The organism is Vibrio crassostreae, from assembly GCF_041439375.1.
GTDB lineage: Bacteria > Pseudomonadota > Gammaproteobacteria > Enterobacterales > Vibrionaceae > Vibrio > Vibrio crassostreae_D.
Map to the genome: position 1 here is coordinate 1 of NZ_JBGONY010000032.1, position 26,675 is coordinate 26,675.

General features: G+C 45.5%; 24 protein-coding genes and 1 pseudogene. 7 read left to right on the forward strand and 18 right to left on the reverse strand.

From position 1 onward, the window contains the following. Positions 1 to 53: 53 nt before the first annotated feature. Positions 54 to 125: pseudogene (locus ACED45_RS14045) on the forward strand (DUF2860 family protein); the annotation flags it as partial. Between the two features lie 64 nt (positions 126 to 189). On the opposite strand, the gene ACED45_RS14050 reads toward ACED45_RS14045, so the two are convergent. Then, positions 190 to 1,713: a YifB family Mg chelatase-like AAA ATPase gene (locus tag ACED45_RS14050; RefSeq protein WP_019825526.1), complete on the reverse strand. Its 1,524-nt coding sequence runs from the start codon at positions 1,711 to 1,713 to the stop codon at positions 190 to 192. Between the two features lie 472 nt (positions 1,714 to 2,185). Between ACED45_RS14050 and ilvG the strand changes: the two genes are divergently transcribed. Genes ilvG through ilvA form a run of 5 tightly spaced genes read left to right on the forward strand, consistent with a single transcriptional unit; the run spans position 2,186 to position 8,521 of the window. Next, complete coding sequence (gene ilvG / locus ACED45_RS14055) at positions 2,186 to 3,832, forward strand: acetolactate synthase 2 catalytic subunit (protein WP_146492788.1); 1,647 nt, start codon at positions 2,186 to 2,188, stop codon at positions 3,830 to 3,832. A gap of 1 nt (position 3,833) precedes the next feature. Next, positions 3,834 to 4,118 carry an acetolactate synthase 2 small subunit gene (gene ilvM, locus ACED45_RS14060; RefSeq protein ID WP_017055442.1) on the forward strand — a complete coding sequence of 95 codons (285 nt, stop codon included), beginning with the start codon at positions 3,834 to 3,836 and terminating at the stop codon, positions 4,116 to 4,118. 12 nt (positions 4,119 to 4,130) lie between these two features. After that, positions 4,131 to 5,099, forward strand: a complete 969-nt coding sequence (locus ACED45_RS14065) for a branched-chain amino acid transaminase (RefSeq protein ID WP_371714293.1) — start codon at positions 4,131 to 4,133, stop codon at positions 5,097 to 5,099. Between the two features lie 33 nt (positions 5,100 to 5,132). Beyond that, positions 5,133 to 6,974 (forward strand): dihydroxy-acid dehydratase, encoded by a 1,842-nt coding sequence (ilvD, locus tag ACED45_RS14070; protein ID WP_017071778.1) that lies wholly within the window; start codon positions 5,133 to 5,135, stop codon positions 6,972 to 6,974. A 2-nt stretch (positions 6,975 to 6,976) separates the two neighbouring features. Then, complete coding sequence (ilvA, locus tag ACED45_RS14075; RefSeq protein WP_146492791.1) at positions 6,977 to 8,521, forward strand: threonine ammonia-lyase, biosynthetic; 1,545 nt, start codon at positions 6,977 to 6,979, stop codon at positions 8,519 to 8,521. Between the two features lie 97 nt (positions 8,522 to 8,618). On the opposite strand, the gene punR is transcribed toward ilvA, so the two are convergent. Continuing rightward, complete coding sequence (gene punR, locus ACED45_RS14080) at positions 8,619 to 9,533, reverse strand: DNA-binding transcriptional activator PunR (RefSeq protein WP_017058788.1); 915 nt, start codon at positions 9,531 to 9,533, stop codon at positions 8,619 to 8,621. A 163-nt stretch (positions 9,534 to 9,696) separates the two neighbouring features. Here punR and punC point away from each other — a divergent pair, with 163 nt between their 5' ends. Continuing rightward, entirely contained in the window at positions 9,697 to 10,908 is a 1,212-nt protein-coding gene (gene punC / locus ACED45_RS14085; RefSeq protein ID WP_146492792.1) for a purine nucleoside transporter PunC, read from the forward strand. 71 nt (positions 10,909 to 10,979) lie between these two features. Here the strand turns inward: punC and ACED45_RS14090 are convergent, their stop codons facing one another. The 16 genes from ACED45_RS14090 to mioC form a co-directional block, all read right to left on the reverse strand. Continuing rightward, positions 10,980 to 12,605 (reverse strand): sensor domain-containing diguanylate cyclase, encoded by a 1,626-nt coding sequence (locus tag ACED45_RS14090; protein ID WP_371714294.1) that lies wholly within the window; start codon positions 12,603 to 12,605, stop codon positions 10,980 to 10,982. A gap of 220 nt (positions 12,606 to 12,825) precedes the next feature. Beyond that, positions 12,826 to 14,184: a bifunctional UDP-N-acetylglucosamine diphosphorylase/glucosamine-1-phosphate N-acetyltransferase GlmU gene (gene glmU / locus ACED45_RS14095; protein WP_017631548.1), complete on the reverse strand. Its 1,359-nt coding sequence runs from the start codon at positions 14,182 to 14,184 to the stop codon at positions 12,826 to 12,828. A 183-nt stretch (positions 14,185 to 14,367) separates the two neighbouring features. Beyond that, positions 14,368 to 14,790 (reverse strand): F0F1 ATP synthase subunit epsilon, encoded by a 423-nt coding sequence (locus tag ACED45_RS14100; RefSeq protein WP_004735742.1) that lies wholly within the window; start codon positions 14,788 to 14,790, stop codon positions 14,368 to 14,370. A gap of 18 nt (positions 14,791 to 14,808) precedes the next feature. After that, positions 14,809 to 16,212, reverse strand: coding sequence for a F0F1 ATP synthase subunit beta (gene atpD, locus ACED45_RS14105; protein WP_048610850.1), 1,404 nt, complete (start codon positions 16,210 to 16,212; stop codon positions 14,809 to 14,811). Between the two features lie 34 nt (positions 16,213 to 16,246). Continuing rightward, positions 16,247 to 17,113: a F0F1 ATP synthase subunit gamma gene (gene atpG, locus ACED45_RS14110; protein ID WP_016794171.1), complete on the reverse strand. Its 867-nt coding sequence runs from the start codon at positions 17,111 to 17,113 to the stop codon at positions 16,247 to 16,249. Between the two features lie 48 nt (positions 17,114 to 17,161). Beyond that, the gene (gene atpA, locus ACED45_RS14115; RefSeq protein WP_010433235.1) at positions 17,162 to 18,703 is read right to left on the reverse strand and encodes a F0F1 ATP synthase subunit alpha; all 1,542 of its coding nucleotides are present in this window, start codon (positions 18,701 to 18,703) and stop codon (positions 17,162 to 17,164) included. A 13-nt stretch (positions 18,704 to 18,716) separates the two neighbouring features. Beyond that, complete coding sequence (gene atpH, locus ACED45_RS14120) at positions 18,717 to 19,250, reverse strand: F0F1 ATP synthase subunit delta (protein WP_048618352.1); 534 nt, start codon at positions 19,248 to 19,250, stop codon at positions 18,717 to 18,719. A 15-nt stretch (positions 19,251 to 19,265) separates the two neighbouring features. Continuing rightward, positions 19,266 to 19,736, reverse strand: coding sequence for a F0F1 ATP synthase subunit B (gene atpF, locus ACED45_RS14125; RefSeq protein WP_010433231.1), 471 nt, complete (start codon positions 19,734 to 19,736; stop codon positions 19,266 to 19,268). A 58-nt stretch (positions 19,737 to 19,794) separates the two neighbouring features. Beyond that, the gene (gene atpE / locus ACED45_RS14130; protein WP_004411110.1) at positions 19,795 to 20,052 is read right to left on the reverse strand and encodes a F0F1 ATP synthase subunit C; all 258 of its coding nucleotides are present in this window, start codon (positions 20,050 to 20,052) and stop codon (positions 19,795 to 19,797) included. A 50-nt stretch (positions 20,053 to 20,102) separates the two neighbouring features. After that, positions 20,103 to 20,900 (reverse strand): F0F1 ATP synthase subunit A, encoded by a 798-nt coding sequence (gene atpB / locus ACED45_RS14135; RefSeq protein WP_009848124.1) that lies wholly within the window; start codon positions 20,898 to 20,900, stop codon positions 20,103 to 20,105. A gap of 8 nt (positions 20,901 to 20,908) precedes the next feature. Beyond that, positions 20,909 to 21,298 carry a F0F1 ATP synthase subunit I gene (locus ACED45_RS14140; RefSeq protein ID WP_060983471.1) on the reverse strand — a complete coding sequence of 130 codons (390 nt, stop codon included), beginning with the start codon at positions 21,296 to 21,298 and terminating at the stop codon, positions 20,909 to 20,911. 192 nt (positions 21,299 to 21,490) lie between these two features. Continuing rightward, the gene (locus ACED45_RS14145) at positions 21,491 to 22,372 is read right to left on the reverse strand and encodes a ParB/RepB/Spo0J family partition protein (RefSeq protein ID WP_371714295.1); all 882 of its coding nucleotides are present in this window, start codon (positions 22,370 to 22,372) and stop codon (positions 21,491 to 21,493) included. A 23-nt stretch (positions 22,373 to 22,395) separates the two neighbouring features. Further along, positions 22,396 to 23,169, reverse strand: coding sequence for a ParA family protein (locus ACED45_RS14150; RefSeq protein WP_019825554.1), 774 nt, complete (start codon positions 23,167 to 23,169; stop codon positions 22,396 to 22,398). Between the two features lie 14 nt (positions 23,170 to 23,183). Further along, on the reverse strand, positions 23,184 to 23,816 hold the full coding sequence (rsmG, locus tag ACED45_RS14155; RefSeq protein WP_371714296.1) for a 16S rRNA (guanine(527)-N(7))-methyltransferase RsmG: 633 nt from the start codon (positions 23,814 to 23,816) through the stop codon (positions 23,184 to 23,186). Then, positions 23,816 to 25,711 (reverse strand): tRNA uridine-5-carboxymethylaminomethyl(34) synthesis enzyme MnmG, encoded by a 1,896-nt coding sequence (gene mnmG, locus ACED45_RS14160; protein WP_146492795.1) that lies wholly within the window; start codon positions 25,709 to 25,711, stop codon positions 23,816 to 23,818. The genes rsmG and mnmG overlap by 1 nt, the downstream gene beginning before the upstream one ends. 482 nt (positions 25,712 to 26,193) lie before the next feature. After that, positions 26,194 to 26,628: an FMN-binding protein MioC gene (mioC, locus tag ACED45_RS14165; protein ID WP_146492797.1), complete on the reverse strand. Its 435-nt coding sequence runs from the start codon at positions 26,626 to 26,628 to the stop codon at positions 26,194 to 26,196. Between the last annotated feature and the right edge of the window lie 47 nt (positions 26,629 to 26,675).

Consider the following 26,675-nt stretch of genomic DNA (forward strand, 5'->3'; position numbering starts at 1 on the left):
GGCTACCGATGTATTGTTGAACGCGAAATGTACAGCAAAGATCAACACGCCCTAGTGACTCGAACATTACCTTCTATGATGAGTCTCAATACATCGTATCACTCGGTCTGAACTACAAGTTCTAACTCCAGCCAGCGCCAATAAATTATCAAACTAAAGCCTGCACACAAGCAGGCTTTCTATTTACTACTACACAGCTTGAGCCGTGAGTTGCTTCAACAATCGGTCCATCGCTCGATAGCCCAGCGCTTCCGATAGGTGTTTCTTTTCTATCTGCTCGTTACCGTCAAGGTCAGCAATGGTTCGCGCTACCTTAATGATTCGGTGATAGGCACGAATCGACAGCCCCAATCGATGGAGTGCTGTCTCAAGAAACTCCGCATCTTCACGTCGCAGTGGGCAATACTTCTCAATTTCTCGACTACCGAGTAAAGCATTTGATTTATGGTTGCGAGATAACATGGTTTGACGAGCCTGTTTGACCCTGTGCTTTACGACTTGGGTGGTTTCACCTCGGTCACCTCCTTCGGCCAACATTCCCTTGGGCAATAGAGGTATCTCCAATGACATATCGAACCTATCTAGCAAGGGGCCAGATAAACGGTTGAGATAGCGCAAGATTATCTGTGGGTTAGCCCGCGCTTGATTACCTTCGTAGTAACCTGTTGGACTTGGGTTGAGTGCACCGACCAACTGAAAGCGCGCAGGGAAACGCGTCTTGCCCGCTGCACGGGAGATAATAATCTCGCCCGACTCTAGTGGCTCACGTAATGAATCGAGCACCTTACGCTCAAACTCTGGCATCTCATCCAAGAACAATAAGCCGTTATGCGCCAAAGAGATCTCTCCGGGGCGAGGCACTGAGCCTCCTCCCACTAATGCCGCCATTGAGCTTGAATGGTGAGGGGATCGAAAAGGTCGTTGCTTCCAGTTGTACTGATTGATCTCTTGCTGCGTTAACGAAGCGACCGATGCAGTTTCCATCGCCTCGTCATCACTCATTTCAGGTAACAAATCACGCAGACGAGACGCCAACATAGTCTTGCCAGTTCCTGGAGGGCCAAGGAAAAGTAAGTTGTGATTTCCAGCGGCTGCTATCTCCAGAGCTCGCTTGCCTTGTTGTTGGCCGATAATATCTTGTAGGTCGCGAAGCACTGAAACATCAGCCTGATGATGTTCCGTTCTATATAGGCCAAGCTGAGTCTGTCCACACATGTCAGCACAAACCTCCAACAAGGTTTGCGCAGATTTATGGGCTCCCTTGCCCACTAGCGCAGCCTGATCACCGTTATGGTGTGGAACAACTAAGCATCGTTCGACGCTATCGGCAGCTAACGTCGCAGGCAACACGCCCTTTACTGAACGCAGCTCTCCAGACAGCGCCAACTCACCGATGAATTCATGCTGTGCGATCTTTGATGTCGGAAGCTGATCAGATGCCACTAAAATCCCAAGCGCGATTGGCAAATCGAAACGACCTCCTTCTTTGGGTAAATCGGCAGGAGCGAGGTTGACCGTGATTCTTTTTGATGGAAATTCAAAGCGAGAATTGATGATCGCACTTCTTACTCGATCTTTAGATTCCTTAACCGTTGTTTCAGGTAGACCCACTAACGTAAAGCCAGGCATTCCATTGCTTATATGCACCTCAACAGTCACTTCTGGCGCCTCTACACCAACACTAGCTCGACTATGAATTATCGCGAGTCCCATAACTTTCCTTTGTCTTTGATTTAAAAGTATTCGCTCTGGATATTCGTTGCTCACCAAAGCTATAAGGTTGTTATATAGCTTGATGGAATGGTGTTTTAATGTGAAAAAAGAATGACATTTTCCTTGTCATGCGGCAGATTTGTGTGATAACACTAGAGATATAGACTTTTACTGAAGACAATAAACGAGAAAACTCGAATATTATGATTTTTAACGCTCGCATTTACGCACTGATTAACCTGATTATCGTAGTCATTATTAAGACTGCGCGGGGGCGAGTGGGAAGAAAGTAACCACGAATTAGAAAAAACCCCCGCACTGACAAGTCCGGGGGTTTTTTCTAATTTAAACATTCGATTTTTATATTTTTGAGCATTTTCGGCTTTGCCGATTTACAGGAAGAATGGGAGCACAAGATGTGCAGAGACAAAGGAAACAGTTACCAAAATAAAGGTAATACGGGAGAATTCCGATGAAAGGCGCAGAACTAGTCGTATCCGCACTCAAGCAACAAGGAATTGAGACCGTATTTGGTTACCCAGGCGGTGCCATCATGCCAATCTACGATGCACTTTATGATGGCGGGGTTGAGCATATCCTATGTCGTCATGAGCAAGGCGCTGCAATGGCCGCGATCGGTATGGCTCGTGCAACACAAGATGTCGCTGTTTGTATGGCAACCTCGGGACCAGGTGCAACGAACCTAGTCACTGGCCTTGCAGATGCCTTTATGGATTCAATCCCATTGGTTGCTATCACAGGTCAGGTTGCAAGTTCCCACATTGGTACCGATGCATTCCAAGAGATGGATGTGATTGGTATGTCTCTGTCATGTACCAAGCACAGTTACCTAGTTACCGACATTGAAGAATTGGCTCCAACCCTAGCTGAAGCCTTTGTAGTAGCGAAGTCTGGCCGCCCAGGTCCAGTTATCGTCGATATTGCTAAAGATGTTCAACTAGCAGAAGCTCCTGTTAAAACTCTCCCAGAATTTACTCCACCAGCGATTCCTGTTGCAACAACCGATGCTATTGAGCAGGCACAGTACTTTTTGTCTCAAGCTACCCGCCCTGTTTTATACGTAGGTGGTGGTGTTCAACTCGCTAAAGCGACCGATGCTGTTCGTGAGTTCTTACGCCTTAACCCGATGCCTGCAGTAAGTACATTGAAAGGCTTGGGTACTATCGAACGTGACGACCCACACTACCTTGGCATGTTGGGCATGCACGGCACCAAAGCCGCTAACCTAGTGGTTCAAGAGAGTGACCTGCTGATTGTTGTTGGCGCTCGTTTCGATGACCGAGTAACCGGTAAGCTTGATACCTTTGCACCACACGCGAAAGTTATCCATATCGATATTGATGCCGCTGAGTTCAGCAAACTGCGTCTTGCTAATGCGCCAATTCGTGGTGACATCAACAAGATCATGCCTCAGTTGGAACTAAGCCAAGACATCTCATCTTGGGTTCACCACTCTGAAGGACTTCGTAGCTCATTCAAATGGCGCTACGACCACCCAGGTGATCTGATCTTTGCTCCGCTACTGTTGAAGCAACTGTCAGACATGATGCCAGCAAGCTCTATTGTTTCGACCGATGTTGGCCAACACCAAATGTGGGCAGCTCAACACATTCAACCTCGCGATCCACAGAACTTCATCACCTCTGCCGGTTTAGGCACCATGGGCTTTGGCTTACCAGCCGCTATGGGGGCGTCGGTTGGGCGTCCTGATGACCAATCTATACTTATCTCTGGTGATGGGTCGTTCATGATGAACGTGCAAGAACTTGGCACGCTGAAACGCCGCCAAATCCCAGTGAAGATGGTGCTTCTAAATAACTCTCGCTTGGGTATGGTTCGCCAATGGCAATCGTTGTTCTTCGATGGCCGCCACAGTGAAACCATCCTAGATGACAACCCAGACTTCGTGATGCTAGCGAAAGCCTTCGATATCCCGGGTAAAACCATCACGCGTAAAGAAGAAGTAGAACCAGCATTGAAAGAGATGCTTGAGAGCAAAACCGCTTACCTACTTCATGTTCTTATCGATGAAGAAGAGAACGTATGGCCACTAGTACCGCCAGGTGCTTCAAACAGTGAGATGTTGGAGAACACATAACATGAAAAGATACCTATTAGACATCAAAGCCGATGATAAGCCTGTACTACTAGAGCGTGTTCTTCGTGTTATCCGCCACCGTGGCTTTATTGTTAAGCAAGTCGCAGGCACTCAAAATCACGAAAGCAAAGTGGCGAGTGTTGAGATCATTGTCGACAGTGACCGTCCGATCTCTTTCTTGGTCAATCAAATCGAAAAGCTGTGGGATGTGCGTACCGTTGACGTTATCTCTATCAGTCGTAATGAATTGCCAAACAATAACTTACAACAAAAGATAAACGCATAAGGGACCGCAAACATGACAGCTAAAACGGCAGACTATATTTGGTTTAACGGTGAGATGGTTCCTTGGGCAGAGGCGAACGTTCACGTCCTGACTCACGCAATGCACTACGGTACTTCTGTGTTTGAAGGTGTTCGTTGCTACAACACACCAAAGGGTCCGGTGATTTTCCGTCACCCTGAACACGCTAAGCGCCTAAAAGACTCAGCAAAAATCTACCGCTTCCCGATTCCTTACACTGAGGAAGAAATTATGGAAGCGACTCGCGAAACGCTACGTCAAAATACGCTAGAGTCAGCGTACATTCGCCCTCTCGGCTTTGTCGGGAACGTTGGTTTAGGTGTATGTCCACCAGAAAACACTGAGATGGAACTGATCATCGCTGCTTTCCCTTGGGGCTCTTATCTAGGTGAAGAAGCGCTAGAGAATGGCGTAGACGCGATGATCTCTAGCTGGAACCGTGCGGCACCAAACACCATCCCAACCGCTGCTAAAGCGGGTGGTAACTACCTATCTTCACTACTGGTTGGTGGTGAAGCACGTCGTCATGGTTACGATGAAGGTATCGCGCTAAGTGTTGATGGTTACCTTTCTGAAGGCGCTGGTGAAAACATCTTTGTAGTGCGCAATGGCGTACTATCTACACCACCAGCGACCAGTGCAATTCTGCCGGGCATCACTCGTGATTCGATCATGACACTAGCAAAAGACATGGGTTATGAGATCCGTGAAGAGAACATTGCTCGCGAAGCGCTATATCTTGCCGATGAAGTATTCATGACAGGCACAGCTGCAGAGATCGTTCCGGTTCGCAGTGTAGACAAAATTACAGTAGGTGAAGGCAAACGCGGCCCTATCACTGAAAAGGTTCAAGCGGCTTACTTTGGTCTATTCAATGGCACCACTGAAGATAAGTGGGGCTGGTTAGACTATGTGTACCCAGCATACCAAACTTCAGAAAACCAAACACAAACAACTAAGTAAGCAACAGCCAAATATTTTATAAGGATTTAAGCAATGCCAATCTATCGTTCAGCAACGACTACCCACGGACGCAACATGGCTGGTGCGCGCGCTTTATGGCGTGCAACTGGTGTTAAAGATGATGACTTCGGTAAGCCAATCATCGCAGTTGTAAACTCTTTCACTCAATTCGTTCCAGGCCACGTTCACCTTAAAGACATGGGTCAATTGGTTGCGGGTGAAATCGAGAAAGCGGGCGGTATCGCTAAAGAATTCAACACCATCGCAGTCGATGACGGTATCGCAATGGGTCACGGCGGCATGCTGTACTCACTGCCATCACGTGAGCTTATCGCAGACTCAGTAGAATACATGGTCAATGCACACTGTGCAGATGCGATGGTGTGTATCTCTAACTGTGACAAAATCACTCCGGGAATGATGATGGCTGCAATGCGCCTTAACATCCCTGTGATCTTTGTATCAGGCGGCCCAATGGAAGCAGGTAAAACCAAGCTTTCAGATCAAATCATCAAGCTCGACCTTGTTGACGCGATGATTCAGGGTGCCGATCCAACTATTTCTGATGAGCAAAGTGAGCAAGTAGAGCGTTCTGCATGTCCAACCTGTGGTTCATGTTCAGGTATGTTTACTGCCAACTCAATGAACTGTCTAACAGAAGCTCTGGGTCTATCTCAGCCTGGTAACGGTTCTATGCTGGCGACACACGCAGACCGCGAAGAACTATTCATCAATGCCGGTAAGCGCATCGTTGATCTAACCAAGCGTTACTACGAGCAAGACGACGAATCAGCACTGCCACGCAACATCGCAAATCGCGCAGCCTTTGATAATGCAATGGCGTTAGATATCGCGATGGGTGGTTCAAGTAACACCGTTCTTCACCTTTTAGCGGCAGCTCAAGAAGGTGAAATTGACTTTGATATGGGTGATATCGACGAGATGTCTCGCCGCGTTCCACACCTATGTAAAGTGGCTCCTTCAACACCGAAATATCACATGGAAGACGTTCACCGCGCTGGTGGTGTAATGGCTATCCTAGGTGAACTAGACCGTGCTGGCCTACTGAACAACCAAACTCGTACAGTACTTGGCCTGAGCATGCAAGAGCAGCTTGCTCAATACGACATCATGCAGACAGAAGACGAAGCGGTACTTAAGTTCTTCCGCGCTGGCCCAGCAGGCATTCGTACTACTAAAGCCTTCTCGCAAGATTGCCGTTGGGATCGTCTTGATGACGACCGCAAAGAAGGTTGTATCCGTACTAAAGAGAATGCATTCAGCCAAGAAGGTGGCCTAGCGGTACTTTCAGGTAACATCGCGGTTGATGGTTGTATCGTTAAGACCGCGGGTGTTGATGAAGAAAACCTTAAATTCCAAGGCCCTGCTATCGTATTTGAAAGCCAAGACAGTGCTGTTGATGGCATCTTAGGTGGCAAAGTGAAAGCGGGCGAAGTAGTTGTTATTCGTTACGAAGGACCTAAGGGTGGTCCGGGTATGCAAGAAATGCTTTACCCAACCACTTACCTAAAATCTATGGGGCTAGGTAAGTCTTGTGCTCTTCTAACTGACGGACGTTTCTCTGGTGGTACATCAGGTCTATCTATCGGTCACGCTTCTCCAGAAGCAGCAAGTGGCGGTGTGATTGGTCTAGTAAACACTGGCGACATCATCACTATCGATATCCCTAGCCGCTCAATCACACTTGATGTGCCAGAAGCAGAGCTAGAAGCGCGTCGTGTTAAACAAGATGCACTAGGCTGGAAACCAGAAAACCGTCAGCGTGAAGTATCTTTCGCACTGAAAGCTTACGCAAGCATGGCGACCAGTGCCGACAAAGGCGCAGTGCGCGATAAGTCTAAGCTTGAGGGCTAACTATGAGTGATGACACCTCCAGTCCCCAAAAACAAACTGGCGCAGATTATCTGCGTCAGATCCTGAGAGCGCCGGTTTACGAAGCGGCAATCGTGACACCTCTACAGGATATGCCACGTTTAAGCGCGCGCATTGGAAATCAGGTGCAGCTTAAGCGAGAAGACCGCCAGCCGGTGCACTCGTTCAAGCTACGTGGCGCCTACAACATGGTATCAAGCCTTTCTGAGCAGCAAAAAGCCGCAGGTGTGATTGCTGCATCGGCGGGTAATCATGCTCAAGGTATGGCGCTGTCCGGTTCAAAGCTTGGTATTCAAACCACAATTGTGATGCCAAAAACCACACCAGACATCAAGGTTGATGCGGTGCGTGGCTTTGGTGGTAACGTGGTTCTACATGGCAGCAACTTTGATGAAGCGAAAGCCGAAGCAGAACGACTTTCCGCTGAGCACGGCTATACCTTTGTTCCTCCCTTCGATCACCCATTGGTGATCGCAGGGCAAGGTACGATGGGCATGGAGATGCTGCAGCAAAACGGTCACATGGATTATATCTTTGTGCCTGTTGGTGGTGGTGGCTTAGCGGCAGGTGTTGCTGTGTTAGTAAAACAGCTGATGCCAGAGATTAAAGTCATTGCAGTAGAACCAGAAGATTCGGCTTGCTTGAAGGCAGCTCTTGATGCTGGTGAACCAGTAGTACTGGATCAGGTCAGCATGTTTGCTGATGGTGTGGCGGTTAAACGCATTGGTGAAGAGACATTCCGTCTGTGTCAGCAGTACATCGACGGTCACATTGCCGTGTCTAGTGATGAGATCTGCTCGGCGGTAAAAGACATCTTTGAAGACACTCGTGCGATTGCCGAACCTTCAGGAGCGCTTGCTCTGGCTGGCTTGAAGAAGTTTGCTGAGCAGAACCAACTGCAAGACAAACAATTAGCAACGGTACTGTCAGGTGCTAACACCAACTTCCATGGCCTGCGGTATGTGTCTGAACGTTGTGAGTTGGGTGAGAAGCGCGAAGGCCTACTTGCGGTCACTATCCCTGAGCGACAAGGGGCATTCCTAGAGTTCTGTAATATTATTGGTGGTCGAGCGGTGACTGAGTTTAACTACCGCCAAAACGACGAAAGCCTAGCGAATATCTTCGTTGGTGTACGTCTACAAGGTGGACAAGAAGAACTCGAGCACATCATCAATGACCTACGTGACGGTGGCTACCCGGTTGTCGATCTGTCTGATGATGAGATGGCAAAACTGCACATTCGCTACATGATTGGCGGTAAACCATCGAAACCACTGAAAGAACGTCTGTACAGCTTCGAGTTTCCAGAATACCCAGGTGCATTGATTAAATTCCTTGATACCTTAGGTACTCACTGGAATATCAGCCTGTTCAACTATCGTAACCACGGTGCCGATTACGGTCGCGTATTGTGTGGCTTCGAACTTGGTGATGATGATTTAGCTCAGTTCTCAACACATCTACGAGAGCTTGGCTATCAGTGTAAAGATGAAACCGATAACCCTTCCTACAAGTTCTTCTTGTCTTAAGAGTTAACGACCGAATCAAAAAGAGCGAGTATTTACTCGCTCTTTTTGTGGGTGAAGATTCAGCTCAAACTTGAAAAGGATCTTCTCGCTAAGATCATTAGATCGCCTTGCGATGATCCAGCCAATCTTGATGAAGTTGTTCACTCGATCCTAGGTACTTGACCATCCATTCGATCAGCTTATGGTTATCGTCTTTTCGCCACACTAAACAACAATGACTCTGCGGGCTCGGTTCAGGCAGTATTTTCTCCACCAGCAAGCCTTGCTCGATAATAGGTGCAGCAATGTGTCTTGGCATATAACCCACCCCTACTCCATTTTTAAGACATTCAATCGCACTATACCAGTTGGGTAACAACAGGCGTCTTTGATTTGAGTAGTGGCCAGTGTGTCGCTTAGGGAGCACACTAGAGGTATCGTCCAAACATATCGCGGGATATTGGCTAACAAACTCTTCATTGAGGTTTTGCTCTCGCACACACGGATGACTTGGCGACATTACAAACGCCCAATCTAACCGTCCCATATCTTTAACCTCAAAGTCGCCACCAACCGGAATCGCAGAGGTTGCGCCAATCACGATATCCGCTCTGCCCTGTGCTATCGCTTCCCAAGAGCCGTTGAACACCTCCATGTTGATCTGGAGCTCTGCAAACTCAAAGGTTTGGTAGAACTCTTCAATCATCGGCTTCATCTTATCGAGCTTAACCACGTTATCGAGCGTTAGGCGCAAGGTTTTCTTCCAACCACGAGCCGCGCGGCGAGTCTGGGCACTGACCTCTTCCATCTGTCTCAACAACGCACGAGCCTCTTCAATGAACAACTCACCAGCAGGTGTCAGCTCAACCTTTCTCGGTAACCGTCTGAAAAGTAGAACATCCAGTTCTTGCTCAACCTGTCTAACACCGTAGCTGATCGCAGACGGTACTTTGTGCAACTGTTCAGCAGCTGCGGTAAAACTACCCAAGCGAGCGACAGTATCGAGCATTTCTAAAGAGGATTTAGAGAACATAAGCCTTCAAATTTTTTGATTGATAACTACATATTTTAGCGTTTTATTTTATCAGGTCTGAAAAATAGAATGTCAGCATAAATAAACAGGGGCTTTAACTTCTGTATATCAAACAATTTTTTTGATGATAAAAACATCACTACCTTTAGCTTAATGGCATCTTATGAATATTTCTAAATTTCAATTGGTCTACCTTGCAGTTCTTTCAATGCTTGGCTTTATTGCGACCGATATGTACCTTCCTGCATTTAAGGCAATGGAAGTTGATTTCGCAACCGGCCCGGAGCAGATTGCTCTATCTCTAACCGTATTCCTTGGCGGTATGGCAATGGGTCAGCTTCTTTGGGGTCTGGCAAGTGACAAGTATGGTCACCGCAATACGCTGGCGGTTGGTCTTGTAATCTTTACGGCAGCTTCATTCGGCTTAGCATTCAGCACCGAGGTATGGCACCTACTGACACTACGATTCATTCAAGCAATCGGTGTATGTGCTCCGGCGGTAATCTGGCAAGCCATGGTTATCAAGCGTTACTCACAAAGCAGTAGCCAGCAAATTTTTGCAACCATCATGCCTTTGGTCGCACTATCTCCTGCACTAGCACCTCAGCTAGGTGTTTTACTTGCGGATAGCTTTGGCTGGCATAGTATCTTCATCACATTAACCTTGATGGGTGCACTGCTAGTGGCGACAACAATGGCTCAGCCAAAAGAAGCGCCTGAAGTAAAGCAGACATCGATTAAGACAGACATCAAGATGTTGCTTAAATCAAAACCTTACATGGGTAATGTTTTAATGTTTGCTTCGGCATCTGCAGCGTTCTTCGCTTACCTAACGGGTATGCCAGAGATCATGGCTCAACTAGGTTATGAAGCAAAAGACATCGGCCTAAGTTTCATCCCACAAACAATCGCATTCATGGCGGGTGGTTACTTCGGTAAGCAAGCGGTGAAGAAGTATGGCGATAGTATTGTACTAAGAAACCTTATTGGTTTGTTCAGCGTAGCAGCGATGCTTATCTTTATCGCATCACAGTGGGAACTGACTTCCATCTGGCCTCTACTTGCGCCTTTCTGTTTGATTGCTGTAGCAAATGGTGCACTTTACCCAATCGTAGTTAACCGTGCCCTATCAAGCGCTAAACAGAGCCCAGCAACAGCTGCTGGTCTACAAAACAGCCTGCAAATCAGCATCAGTGGCTTATCAAGTGCATTGGTAGCGGCAATGGCTAGCCAAGCATTAAGCGCAACAGGTATCGCAGTTGTGATTTGTTTGGGTGCATTGTGGGTTGGCTACATTGTTTCGAACAAAGAGCTTTCAGAACACTTCGCTACGCCAGACAACTCTCGAGTAGTAGCAGACGAGAAACAAGACTAGTTCCTCGTTTAACGAAAACAAAAAAGAGCGAGGTTACTCGCTCTTTTTTTATATCTAAATTCAGTCTCAGTTTAAGACAATTTCGAAGCAGCTTCACCGTCGACAATTTCTAACGCTGGCGCTTTATGGCGGCTATATTCATCATAGTTAACCACTCGGCTGCGGCCCATGTCTTTCGCCATGTACAAAGCGTTATCGGCCATCTTAACCAAAGACTCGGTATCAGAGGCTGGCTTAGGGTAAGTAGCTACACCTATCGAAACACCCAACTGACCTAATGACAAACCTTTATGTTCAAGGTGCATCGAACGCACAGCATCACACAAGGTTTGACCAAACTCAGTCGCTTCTTGCATTGAATAATGTGGAAGCAGTACCGCCAACTCCTCACCACCTAATCGGCAAGCAATCTCATCTTCACTGACGCTCTGTTTAAGTAGCGCACTGATCTCTTTTAATACGAAATCACCTGCATCATGACCAAAGTTGTCATTAAAACGTTTGAAGTGATCCAAATCGAGCATCAATAGCGATAATGGCTGTTCGCTGGTGGCCGAATTCATTGAGTGCTCTTCCAGTTTCTGCTCAAAGAAACGACGGTTGAATAAGCTAGTAAGAGGGTCGCTCAATGCTTGTGAGCGAAGCTTCTCTTGTAAGCTCAAGTTAGCTAATGCTAAGCCTAAATGCTCTGAAACACTGAAGGCTAATTGCTCGGTAATGGGATCAATCTTGATGTCACCAACACCGAAATAAAGGTGCATGATGCCGATGGTGTTGCCATGTGCCGTCAACGGAATACACAAGGTTTGGTTGTTTTCCATCTCATGCATGTGACCACAGGTTAACGAGTGGAAATCATCATTCGATTGATGTGCACGTCCTTTACGCAGTGACCAACACTCTTCTGGAGCAAAGCTCGCGCTTCCCGGCCAAGTCTCTCCCCAATCGAGCTGAGTGATCAACTGGTTACGCGATGCACGCATCAAAGAAACACTGCCGTTCACGTTACCGAGAATTCGCGGCAAGATATCCGAAACGATCTGTTGTGCCTCGACCATGTTATTACATGCGGCAAGCATATTCGCGAGGCGGTGCATCAACTCGATTTCATGGGTTCGTTGGCGAATGCGCTCGTCTTGCTTTTTCTGTTCTTCTTCCACTCGATGAACAATTTGGCGATTACTCATGTAAGAGGTGCCAATCAAGAAGCTCAAACTCAACACAACCATACCAACCAGAATCCCCATCAATTGGAAGTTCATCTGTTTCAGTTGATGCATCGGTGAAGAGATAACGATAACGAAACTGCTACCGTTCATGGATTCTTTATGGGAGTAATAGATACGATCAACCGAAGTGACCGTACTAAAACGCACGTCACTGCCGAAGCCTGTTTTTAGAGCTTGTTGAAATTCAGGTCGATCGCTGTGGTTTTCAACGCCTGCAAGCGCATGATCAGAAAGGTCCGTATCCCCAATCACAACACCATCAGGATTAATAACCTGAATTCTTAATCGTGTACTAGCTTGGGTAAGATTACCAATATAATCATCAACATCTACGCCTTCCGAGAATAAACGACTATCTTCACGGACCTCGAACACGACATCTGACATCAAAGAGACAAGATGATCACGCTCATTTTCAACAACCAACTTTTCCAGCGTTACATAAAAGCCATAGAGACCTATTAACATTGAAAAAGACAAAATAATGATCGGCAATGTTTGCCATTTCTTTTCAACCAATATCACCGTACATCAACCTATTTATACCGAACCACAGCCCGAATATTAACAATCTATTAAAAAAATACAATTGCCAAATTGATTATTTTGTTAGCAGTGAGTAGCCGATACAAAAAAGCCAGTAGCGATGCTACTGGCTTTCATAAAAATATATTTTGAACGTTAGAGTTTACTTCTTAGTTGGACGTTTCCAATCAGCAATCTTACGTTCTTTCGCACGGCTGATAACCAACTCATTTTCAGAAACATCACGTGTTACTGTAGAGCCAGCACCAACAGTTGCACCATTACCAATCGTAACAGGCGCGATTAATTGACTATCTGAACCAACGAATACGTCGTCGCCAATGATGGTCTTAAACTTATTCGCACCATCGTAGTTACAAGTAATTGCACCCGCACCCACGTTTACACGCTGACCAATTTCAGCATCGCCTAAATACGTTAAATGATTCGCTTTAGAACCTTCACCAAGGCGAGTGTTCTTCACTTCAACAAAGTTACCAACGTGCGAATCGTTACGCATGTCTGCACCTGGACGTAGGCGAGTAAATGGACCAACCGTACAGTCTTCACCGACCGTTGCACCTTCAATTACGCTGTATGGGCGAATGATGGTGTTATCATCAATCTCACAGTCTTTCAACACGCAGCCGGTACCGATAACCACGTTATCACCAATGCTTACGCTGCCTTCGATGATAACGTTGGTGTCGATTTCAACGTCCATACCACATTGCAGTTCGCCACGTAGATCAAAGCGGCTAGGATCACGTAACATAACGCCCTGCTTCAATAATTTGTCAGCTTGTTCTGCTTGGTAAGCACGCTCTAGACGAGCCAGTTGAGAGCGGTCGTTAACACCTTCTACTTCAATTGGGCTTACTGGGTGCACAGCTTCAACCGCACGACCTTCATCGTGAGCGGCTGCGATAACGTCAGTCAGGTAGTATTCACCCTGTGCGTTGTCGTTGCTTAAACCAGACAACCAACGCTTAAGATCGCCACCTGTCGCAACCATAACACCAGTGTTGATCTCTTTGATAAGCTTCTGCTCATCCGTTGCATCTTTCTGCTCAACGATAGCCACAACAGGGCCATTACGACGAATAATGCGACCGTATCCCATTGGGTTGTCTAGCACGACCGTAAGTAGCGCGATACCACCGTTTGGTTGAGCGTCTAATAGGTTTTCAATGGTTTCAGGTGAAATCAGTGGAACATCACCGTATAGCACCAATACTTTTTCATCATCAGCGAAATGTGCAGATGCTTGATCCACAGCGTGGCCTGTACCCAGCTGCTCAGCTTGCAGTGCCCAATTTACAGATTCTTCAGCTAGAGTAGCCTTCATCTGATCACCACCGTGGCCGTAAACCAGGTTGATATTTTGAGCGCCTAAACCATTACATGTATCGATAACATGCTTCACCATAGGCTTACCTGCAAGCGTGTGCAGAACCTTTGGCGTGTTTGAATACATGCGAGTGCCTTTGCCCGCCGCGAGAATTACCGCGCTAAACTTCATTGTAAACCTATCCAACGTTATTTTTATTAAGCTGATATTGTAACCGTTTTTGGCCAAAAAATTAAATCGCAATAACCATTTAACCAGTAGTGATACGTAAAAGAAGCATTTTTGAGAATCTAGAAATGCAAAAAGGCGACCCTTAGGTCGCCTTTATCTCAGAGTCTATAATCTTATAAAAGATTAGCGACGCTGTTTTGTCAGTTCGATAACTCGTAACTGAGCAATGGCTTTAGCCAGTTCACCGGCCGCTTGTGCGAAGTCTATGTCGCCATGCTGATTTTGGATATTCTCCACAGCCTTGCGTTTAGCTTCTTCCGCCTTTGCTGCGTCTAGCTCTTCACCACGGATAGCTGTATCAGCCAGTACAGTCGCTGTACCAGGCTGAACTTCTACCATACCACCAGAAACATAAATGATTTCTTCGTGGCCGTGCTGCTTAACAATACGCACCATACCAGGCTTGATAGCGGTCAGCAGTGGAGTATGACCATGGAAAATACCAAGCTCACCCTCACTACCGGTCACCTGAAACGTCTCAACAAGGCCTGAGAAAATTTGTTTCTCTGCGCTTACAACGTCTAGGTGAAAGGTTATTGCTGCCATATCGCCTCCTAGTTAGCCTTATAGCTTCTTAGCATTCTCGATAGCTTCGTCAATTGCACCACAGTACATGAACGCTTGCTCTGGAATGTCATCGTATTCACCAGATAGAAGACCTTGGAAGCCACGTAGAGTCTCTTTAAGAGGTACGTAAACGCCTGGGTCACCTGTAAATACTTCCGCTACGTGGTAAGGCTGAGTTAGGAACTTCTCAATCTTACGAGCACGAGATACAACTTGCTTATCTTCTTCAGATAGCTCGTCCATACCTAGGATAGCAATGATATCTTTCAGCTCTTTATAGCGCTGAAGAGTAGACTGAACGCCACGAGCGATGTCGTAGTGCTCTTGTCCAACTACCAATGGATCCAGTTGACGTGAAGTAGAATCTAGCGGGTCGATCGCTGGGTATAGACCCATAGATGCGATGTTACGGTTAAGTACAACCGTTGCATCCAAGTGAGCGAACGTTGTTGCTGGAGACGGGTCAGTCAAGTCATCCGCTGGTACGTATACCGCCTGTACAGACGTGATAGAACCAGATTTAGTTGACGTGATACGCTCTTGTAGAACACCCATTTCTTCAGCTAGTGTAGGTTGGTAACCTACCGCAGAAGGCATACGACCTAGAAGTGCTGATACTTCAGTACCTGCTAGTGTGTAACGGTAGATGTTATCAACGAACAGTAGAACGTCACGACCTTCGTCACGGAAGCGCTCTGCCATTGTTAGACCAGTCAGTGCAACACGTAGACGGTTACCTGGTGGCTCGTTCATCTGACCGTAAACCATCGCTACTTTTGATTCTTCAGGTTTTTCGATGTTTACAACACCTGCTTCCTGCATCTCAAAGTAGAAATCGTTACCTTCACGAGTACGCTCACCTACACCTGCAAATACAGATAGGCCTGAGTGTTGAAGTGCGATGTTGTTGATAAGTTCCATCATGTTAACGGTCTTACCTACACCAGCACCACCGAATAGACCGATTTTACCACCCTTAGCGAATGGACAAATCAAGTCGATTACTTTAACACCAGTTTCTAGAAGAGCTGTCTCGTTAGACTGCTCTTCGTAGCTTGGAGCTTCACGGTGAATTGCGTAATGCTCTTCAGCACCGATTTCACCACACTCATCAATCGCGTCACCTAGGACGTTCATGATACGACCCAATGTCTTAGTACCTACTGGTACTGAGATTGGAGCGCCAGTATTTTCAACTGTCAAACCACGACGTAAACCATCAGAGCTACCCATTACGATTGCGCGAACTACGCCACCGCCAAGTTGTTGCTGAACTTCAAGAACTAGACGTTCTTGTACTTCATTAACATTCAGAGCGTCGTATACACGAGGTACTTCACCCTGTGGGAACTCTACGTCGACTACCGCACCGATGATCTGTACGATCTTACCTGTAGCCATCGTTAATCCTCTAACTATTTAGTTTTACCTAAGCTTAAACCGCAGCTGCGCCTGAAACGATCTCAGAAAGTTCTTGTGTAATCGCCGCTTGACGCGCTTTGTTATACACAAGTTCTAAGTCATCAATAATGTCACCAGCGTTATCTGTTGCTGATTTCATTGCAATCATTCGAGCCGCTTGCTCACAAGCAAGGTTCTCAACCACACCTTGGTACACTTGAGATTCGACATAGCGAACCAATAGTGCATCTAGTAGTGGTTTTGGCTCGGGCTCATAAATGTAGTCCCAAGAATGACTGCGTTTCATTTCTTCGCTGTCTGATTTAGGCAAAGGAAGTAATTGATCGATCGTTGGTTCTTGAACCATAGTGTTTTCAAACTTGTTGAACACTACGAACAGGCGATCTAATTCGCCTTCATCATATTTCTTCAGCATAACGCTTACAGAGCCAATCAAGTCTTCAAGGCTTGGACGATCGCCCAGACCAGAAACTTGAGCTGCTACTTTCGCGCCGCTGTTGTTGAAAAATGCTGTCGCTTTTGAACCTACAATTGCAAGTTCAACGTCAGCACCTTTCTCAGACCAATCTTTCATGTCGTTCATGGCTTTTTTGAACAAGTTAATGTTCAAACCACCACAAAGACCACGGTCTGTAGAAACGATGATGTAACCAACACGTTTGGCTTCACGTTCCTCAAGATAAGGATGCTTATACTCGAGGCTACCATTAGCCAAATGACCGATCACTTTACGCATTGTTTCTGCATATGGACGAGTAGCTTCCATTGCGTCTTGAGAACGACGCATTTTTGAAGCTGCTACCATTTCCATTGCTTTCGTAATCTTCTGTGTGCTTTTAACACTACCGATTTTATTACGTATCTCTTTTGCGCCGGCCATCGTTACTCTCCGTTAATGGTATGAGGTGGCCCTAAGACCACCTACCAATTACCAGGTCTGGGTTGCCTTGAAATCGTCAACAAGCTTCTTCAGCTCAGCTTCGATTTCTTTATTGAAAGCACCCGTTGTGTCGATCTGTGTTGCTAGATCGGCATATTGACCACGAGCAAACGACAGTAAAGCAGCTTCAAAGTCTAGAACTTTAGAAAGTTCAACGTCTTGAAGGTATCCACGCTCTGCAGCGAAGATTACTAGAGCTTGGTCAAATACAGACATAGGAGCGTATTGCTTCTGCTTCATCAGTTCTGTAACTTTTTGACCGTGGTCTAGCTGCTTCTTAGTCGCTTCATCAAGATCCGAAGAGAACTGAGCAAATGCTGCAAGTTCACGGTATTGAGCTAGAGCAGTACGGATACCGCCAGATAGCTTCTTGATGATTTTAGTCTGCGCCGAACCACCTACACGAGAAACTGAGATACCTGGGTCAACAGCTGGACGTACGCCCGCGTTGAATAGCTCAGTTTGTAGGAAGATCTGACCATCAGTAATCGAGATTACGTTCGTTGGTACGAATGCAGATACGTCACCAGCTTGCGTTTCGATGATAGGTAGAGCAGTTAAAGAACCAGTCTTGCCTGTCACTTCACCGTTAGTGAATTTTTCTACGTATGCTTCGCTTACACGAGCAGCACGCTCTAGTAGACGAGAGTGAAGGTAGAAAACATCACCTGGGAACGCTTCACGACCTGGTGGACGCTTAAGTAGTAGCGAGATTTGACGGTAAGCTACAGCTTGCTTAGATAGATCATCATAAACAATCAGTGCATCTTCACCGCGATCACGGAAGTATTCGCCCATCGCACAACCAGCATACGGTGCAAGGTATTGCAGCGCTGCAGATTCAGAAGCAGATGCAACAACAACAACAGTGTTTGCTAGTGCGCCGTGCTCTTCTAGTTTGCGAACTACGTTAGCAATAGTCGACGCTTTTTGGCCGATAGCTACGTAGATAGAGAAAATACCAGAATCTTTTTGGTTAATAATCGCATCGATCGCCATTGCTGTTTTACCAGTCTGACGGTCACCGATTACTAGTTCACGTTGACCACGACCGATAGGGATCATTGAGTCAACTGACTTGTAACCAGTTTGAACAGGTTGATCTACCGATTTACGGTCGATTACACCTGGTGCGATAATTTCTACAGGCGAAGTCAATTTAGCTTCGATTGGACCTTTACCATCAATTGGCTCACCTAGCGTGTTTACAACACGACCAAGCATTTCAGGACCTACTGGTACTTCTAGAATACGACCAGTACCTGTAACTTTCATGCCTTCCTGTAGGTCAGCATACGGGCCCATTACAACAGCACCAACCGAATCACGGTTCAAGTTTAGTGCTAGAGCGTAACGGCCACCCGGTAGTTCGATCATTTCACCTTGCATCACGTCCGCTAGGCCGTGGATGCTAAGGATGCCATCGCTTACAGAAACGATAGTACCTTCATTGCGAGCTTCACTAACAACGTCGAAAGATTCAATACGTTGTTTAATTAGATCGCTAATTTCAGTGGAATTAAGTTGCATGCTCCAATCCCCATTAAGACTGCAATGCATCGCTCAGGCGGTCTAAACGACTGCGCGCTGAGTTATCGATGACTAGGTCTCCGGCTCGAATAATAACTCCACTAAGTAGAGTCTCATCTATACTGCAATTCAGCTGAACTTTGCGCGCTAAGCGCTGTTCCAATTTGCTGCTGATCTCTGCGCATTGTTCTTCAGAAAGTTCAACCGCTGAAGTTACTTCAACGTCGATCTCTTTCTCATACTCTTTTTTGAGTATAAAGAACTCTTTACAAACATCAGGAAAAGCCATTAAGCGGCCATTCTCTGCCATCACTTTAATTAAGTTCTGACCGAATTCATCAAATTGTTCGCCACAAATTACAATGAATACTTCAGCTAATTTTTCAGCAGTCATAGAACCGCTTAATAAATTATGAACATCATCATTTTGTGCCACTTCGGCAGCAAAAGTAAGCATCTGACCCCATTGGTCTAGCTCACCTTTATCTACCGCAAAGTCAAACGCTGCTTTAGCATAGGGGCGTGCGATTGTAGTCAAATCAGACATATACAGCCCCTTGCTTTAAAGTTTTGCAGTAATGTTGTTAAGAAGATCATCGTGTACATCTTTATCGATTGTACGCTCAAGGATTTTCTCAGCACCAGCTATAGCCAGAGTTGCGACTTGTTTGCGCAGGTCATCACGGGCACGTGTACGCTCTGCTTCAATTTCTGCTTCAGCTTGCGCTAAGATTTTCTGGCGTTCTGCCTGAGCTTCTTCGCGTGCTTCATCAATAATTTGAGCTTTACGTTTGTTTGCCTGATCAATAACCTCAGTTGCAGTGCGCTTTGCTTCTTTCATTTGCTCAGAAGCGTTGGCTTGTGCCAGGTTCAAGTCTTTAGCAGCGCGTTCAGCGGCTACTAGACCGTCAGCAATTTTTTTCTGACGTTCTTCAATTGCTTGCATGATTGGTGGCCATACATATTTCATGCAGAACCAAACAAACAATGAAAAAGCAATTGCTTGACCTAACAGAGTTGCGTTCATATTCACAACAGCTACCCCTCGTTAAGAATCAACTACAAAAATTTAATTAACTATTGAGAGTTAATTAGCCTGCTAGTTGACCAACAAATGGGTTAGCAAACGTGAATAGTAGTGCGATTACGATACCGATCATTGGAACAGCATCCAGTAGACCAGCGATGATGAACATCTTAACTTGTAGCATTGGAGCCATTTCAGGTTGACGCGCAGCGCCTTCTAGGAATTTACCACCAAGAATAGCAAAACCAATTGCAGTACCTACGGCACAAAGACCAACAATAATAGCAACAGCGATTGCTGAAAAACTTAGTACAGTTTCCATTTACGTTCTCCGATTAACATTAATAGTTAGAATAAAGCTTAAAATTTTTTTTAGTGATCACTATCTTCATGAGCCATTGATAAGTAAACGATTGTCAACATCATGAAAACAAACGCTTGAATCAAAATAACCAAGATATGGAAGATAGCCCAAGGTAGTGCACCTACCCATTGTAAGTACCACGGTAGCATTGCCGCGATAAGAATAAACACCACCTCACCCGCAAACATATTACCAAATAAACGCATACCTAGAGATAGTGGCTTCGCTAATAACGAAATTACCTCAAGTACCAAGTTAAATGGAATCATGATTGGGTGATTAAATGGATGCAGTGCCAATTCTTTAGCAAATCCGCCTAGACCTTTCACTTTGATGCTGTAGTAGATCATCAGAGCAAAAACACCTAAAGCCATTGCCATTGTTATATTTACATCAGCTGTAGGAACCACTTTCAAGTAAGGGATACCTAGCCAATGCTCTGCAGGATATGGTAAGAAATCAATAGGCACTAAGTCCATCAAGTTCATAATGATAATCCAGCAGAATATAGTCAGTGCTAGTGGGGCAATCAGAGGGTTGCGGCCATGGAAAGTTTCTTTAACGTTGTCACCAACGAATTCCACTACCATTTCAACAAAACACTGAAGCTTACCAGGTACACCTACTGTTGCTTTCTTAGCGACTGAGCGAAAAACCCAAAGGAATAACATCCCTGTCAACACCGAAAAAAACAGACTGTCTATATGTACGTTCCAGAAACTTGTCTCCTCTACAAGACCAAACTTAGCTAAAGAAAGGTTTTGTAAATGGTGTTCAATGTATCCGGATGCTGTTGGCGCAGCCATAACTCATCCTATTTTTTATTGTTAATGAAAAGCACTGGCGCAAAGATATTAATACCTAGAACCAGTAAATAGGTCAGTTTGAGGGGAATTAATTCCACCTGCATATACATGTAGACAATAGAGAATAGTAGAACTGTGATTAGAATTTTTAGCGCTTCGCCTGCATAGAACGACGCCGCAACTAACTTAGTTGCACGAGCTCCACAAAATAGGAAAGCACACACACAAAACACTACATTCGCGATGACAAAAATACCGCCACCGATTAATGCAGCAAAACCCCAATCAGGATTAACAGCTAAACCTAACCCTACCGCCACTAATATAACCGCGCTAAGCTCGATCAATAACATTTGCTTTGCAAGCACTCGTCCTGGTCTTGCTAACGCCGCTACCATGTATTCGTTCCTCTTTTAAGCCCACTTTACCACTCGCTTAAAAGCGTGCCGAGAAATTGGCGAAAATTATACGTTCAGCCAAATTGATTGCAACAACAACGCAGCAATCATTTACATTTTTGCATACAAACCGACAACTTTTGTACGAAATCACTTTTTTATTACATAATTGACCTAAATCAATTATCTCATTTAGTACTCTAGTTTAGCAATAAGTTGCTCTAATTTGTGAGGCTCATCAAGAGTAATTATTACTTTTGACTTACCACTAACAGAACGAGTAACTGAAACGTTTGCTTGCAATTTTTCCGTGAGTCTTCGTGAAAGTTCGATAGCTTCTGTGTCTTCAGACTTCGATTCAGCTTCAACGTCTGGTTTTAAACACTTTTTGACAAGTTGCTCAGTTTGACGCACGGTCATTTTTTTGGTTGCCGCAGTATTTGCAGCTTCAACCTGGGTATCACCTTCAAGCGCAAGCAGTGCTCGAGCATGCCCCATTTCCAGTTGTTTATTGGAAACTAAACCTTTCACTTCATTTTCGAGCTGATTTAGACGTAATAAGTTACTCACCGTTGCTCTCGATTTACCGATCACATCAGCGACTTGTTGGTGTGTCAGCTCAAATTCGTTCTGTAGGCGCTCTAGCGCTTGTGCTTCTTCGATAACATTCAGATCTTCACGCTGAATATTCTCAATCAACGCCATCGCGATAGCGGCTTTGTCTTCGACTCTCTTGACCAAACATGGCACTTGTTTAAGGCCAGCTTGACGAGCCGCTCTCCAACGACGTTCACCAGCAATAATCTCGAACTGGTCGTGCGCCAATGGGCGAACTACGATCGGTTGGATAATGCCTTGAGATTGAATTGATGCTGCCAGCTCTTCTAGCGCTTCAGGCGCAATATCCTTACGCGGTTGATATACACCAGGCTTCAAGCAACCAACAGCCAGTTCAATAAGCTCACCATCAGCCGACAACGCCTGACTATGAGAAGCAACTTGCTGTTTTTCACGAGCCAATGAGCTAGTTGCAAGCAATGCATCTAGCCCTTTTCCTAAACCACGCTTAGACATTGAGCGAATTCCTTTGGTTGGACCTATACTGGGACTTCTTCACGACGCAACATTTCGCCAGCAAGAGCAAGGTAAGCCTTAGCTCCTGCGGAATATTTGTCGTAGTACATTGCTGGCTTGCCGTGACTCGGGGCTTCTGCCAGACGCACATTTCTAGGGATCACAGTTCGGTAGACTTTGCTACCAAAGTGTTTTTTGAGTTGATCAGATACTTCGTTCGATAAGCGGTTGCGAGGATCGTACATAGTACGCAGAAGACCTTCGATCTTCAGGTTCTCGTTTACAACAGCCGCTAGCTTACTGATGGTATCCATCAATGCAGTCAAACCTTCCAAAGCAAAGTATTCACATTGCATAGGAACCAATACGGAGTCGGCCGCAGCCATCGCGTTGATTGTAAGAAGGTTTAATGAAGGTGGGCAATCAATAAAGATGAAATCATAGTTATTGCGAATGGATTCGAGTGCATTTTTTAAACGAACTTCACGAGCAAACACTTCCATCAGCTTGATTTCTGCCGCAGTAACATCACCGTTAGCGGCGATGAGGTCATAATTGCCAGATGTACTCCGGCAAACTACCTCATCAAATGGGGTGTCTTCAACCAACAAATCGTAAGCAGTTGCTTCAACTTGATACTTGTCGACACCGCTCGCCATAGTGGCATTACCTTGAGGATCGAGGTCAACAACCAATATCTTGCGTTTTGTTGCCGCCATTGATGCTGCCAAATTAATGCAAGTTGTTGTTTTTCCTACGCCACCCTTTTGGTTGGCAATTGCTACGATTCTACCCACTATGGCCTCGCTGATTATCCCTGACGCGATAAAGTAACTAGATGACGCTCTCCATCAAGCTCTGGCACTTGCAAAGCTTTAATGTCTGTCACTGAACACCATTCAGGTAACAGGTCGATTTCATCTCTAGGATGTTGTCCCTTAAGAGCCAAAAATACACCGGATTGCTCTTTAGGTAAATGGTGACACCACTCTACCATGTCTGTCATTGACGCAAATGCGCGACTGAGCACTGCATCAAACTTTTCTTCTGGTTGAAACTCCTCAACGCGACTTTGAACCGGTACCACGTTGTCGATACCCAATTCATGAATCACCTGTTTGATAAAACGAATACGCTTACCTAGGCTGTCTAGCAAGTAAAACTCGCAGTCTGGATTCATGATTGAGAGCGGAATCCCAGGAAGACCAGGTCCCGTGCCAACGTCGATAAAGCGCTTACCTTGTAAGTGAGTGCTAACAATGATGCTATCTAAGATATGTTTCACCATCATTTCTTGCGGGTCACGAACAGATGTTAGGTTATAAGCTTTGTTCCACTTGTTCAGTAACTCAACGTAGCCAACCAATTGGCCACGTTGTTTTTCAGATACTTCAAGTTCAGTCTGGCCAATCAGGTGATCCAGTTTTTCGCGTAATGCGTTCATTATGCTTCCTCACCCTTTTTCAACAGGCCGTGTTTTTTCAAGTAGACCAACAGAATTGAGATTGCTGCAGGTGTAATGCCTGAAATTCGCGAAGCAATACCAATTGAGTCAGGCTTAGCTGTCGTTAGTTTAAGAACCACTTCGTTAGAAAGTCCTTTCACCTTGCTGTAATCGATATCAGCAGGCAGTTTGGTGTTTTCATGACGCAGTGATTTTTCAATTTCGTCTTGTTGACGCTGAATGTAACCATCGTACTTCACTTGGATCTCAACTTGCTCAGACGCTTGTTGATCTTCCAATGCAGGACCAAAACGATCCAGTGCGGTTAGCTGTGAATAAGTCATTTCCGGGCGACGAAGAAGATCTTCACCACTCGCTTCACGAGACATCGGTGTTTTCAGAATTTGGTTCAGTTGATCAATATCTTCAGATTTTGGATTAATCCATGTTTCTTTCAGACGTTGACGCTCCTTCTCCATGTTTTCCATCTTCTCGTTGAAACGAGACCAACGAGCGTCATCGACAAGGCCAAGTTCACGCGACTTTTCAGTCAAACGGATATCAGCATTGTCTTCACGAAGCAGCAAACGGTATTCCGCACGAGACGTAAACATGCGGTAAGGTTCTTTGGTACCCATGGTCGATAGGTCGTCAATAAGCACGCCCATGTAAGCTTGGTCACGACGCGGACTCCAGCCTTCTTTGCCTTGAGTAAACAAACTCGCGTTCAGACCCGCCATTAAGCCTTGTGCAGCTGCTTCTTCGTAGCCAGTGGTACCGTTGATTTGACCCGCAAAGAATAGACCTTTGATAAACTTAGTTTCGTAAGTCAGCTTAAGGTCGCGAGGATCAAAGAAATCGTACTCAATCGCATAGCCAGGGCGAACGATATGAGCATTTTCAAAACCCTTCATCGAACGAACAATTTGAACCTGTACATCAAAAGGCAGACTGGTAGAGATACCATTCGGGTATAGCTCATGAGTCGTTAGACCTTCAGGCTCAATAAAAATCTGGTGGCTGTTCTTGTCAGCAAAACGCATCACTTTGTCTTCAATTGAAGGACAGTAGCGAGGGCCAATACCTTCAATAACACCCGCATACATTGGGCTACGATCGAGATTAGCGCGAATTACGTCATGCGTATTTTCATTGGTATGCGTGATGTAACATGGAATTTGACGAGGTTGTTGAGCTCGGCTACCCATGAACGAGAAAACAGGCGTCGGATTATCACCGTGCTGAACCTCAAGCTCAGAAAAATCAACGCTACGCGCATCGATACGAGGAGGTGTACCTGTTTTCAGGCGATCAACTCGGAATGGAAGATCACGAAGACGGTCAGCCAGTGCGATCGATGGTGGATCGCCAGCACGACCACCAGAAGAACTTTCCATACCTATATGGATCTTTCCACCTAGGAATGTGCCCACAGTCAGAACCACAGCTCTTGCGCGGAACTTAAGACCCATCTGTGTTACCACACCCACCACTTGATCCTGTTCAACGATCAAGTCATCAACCGACTGTTGGAACAAAGTCAGGTTTGGCGTGTTTTCAAGAACGTTACGAACAAAAGCTTTGTAAAGTGCGCGGTCAGCTTGTGCACGAGTAGCACGAACTGCTGGGCCTTTTGATGCGTTCAATGTTCTGAACTGAATACCTGCATGATCAATAGCTTGCGCCATTAATCCACCCATTGCATCGACCTCTTTTACCAAGTGGCCCTTACCGATCCCGCCAATAGCTGGGTTACAAGACATTTGTCCTAATGTATCGATATTATGAGTAAGTAATAACGTACTTTGACCAGTACGTGCAGATGCGAGTGCGGCTTCCGTTCCTGCATGGCCACCACCAACAACGATGACGTCAAATTTTTCGTGATAAAGCATGAACCGACCTCAGGTATTCAAACGTTTTCTAGATTGATAAAAAGGAGCGATATTCTACCTGTTTTCATAGCCTGAGAAAACGTTTTTGGGATTTTTCGAAAAAGCTGTTTTTAATTAATATAGATAAGATCTTTAAGGAGATCTTTTATTAGATCTATTATTAGGATCGAGGTCATCTGTGGATAACTCGAAAATGATCAACGAGATCATGGATCTTTTTTGGATCAAATGATGTGATCTAACTTTGATCAGGATGAGGATTAGCTGGGATCAAAATAGCTACTTATTCACAGGAGGAAATTAACCTAAAACTTGTTATTTGGATAACTATAGGTTAATCACCGTATATGTATGATCTTATCCACAGAAGAAATTGAAAATAGATCGCTAATTTTCGATGTTTTTGAAAAAAAGTTATTCACAATCGCGTTGTTCAGAGACAAAAAAAGCGGCATAAGCCGCTTTTTTAGAGAAGGTAGAGGTTAAAACTGGTCGCTATGATCGTTAAACCACGCTTCTGCAGCGTCTTCTGGTACCGGAGTTTCCAATACATCGATGGTAAAACAGTCACAAATAGGTTGAGCACCGAGCTCTTTCATCTGGCTGTGGGCTGATTTACCCGCCAAGCAGAAGGTATCGTAACTCGAATCTCCAAGCGCTACGACAGCAAAGCGAACCTGGCTTAAATCTGGAGATTGCTGGGTCAGTCCGTCGATAAATGGCTTAATATTATCTGGAAATTCGCCAGCACCATGAGTAGAAGTCACCAGCAACCAAAAACCTTGTTGGGGGATGTCATTGTATTCAGGTTGATTATGAAGGCTTATCTCATGACCTTGTTCTTCAAGAAGATCATTAAGGTGATCGCCAACGTACTCAGCACCACCTAAGGTGCTACCTGTAATAATGTGGATCATTAAGCTGTCCTTACTAAAGAAAAAGGCCAGCATGAGCTAGCCTTTAA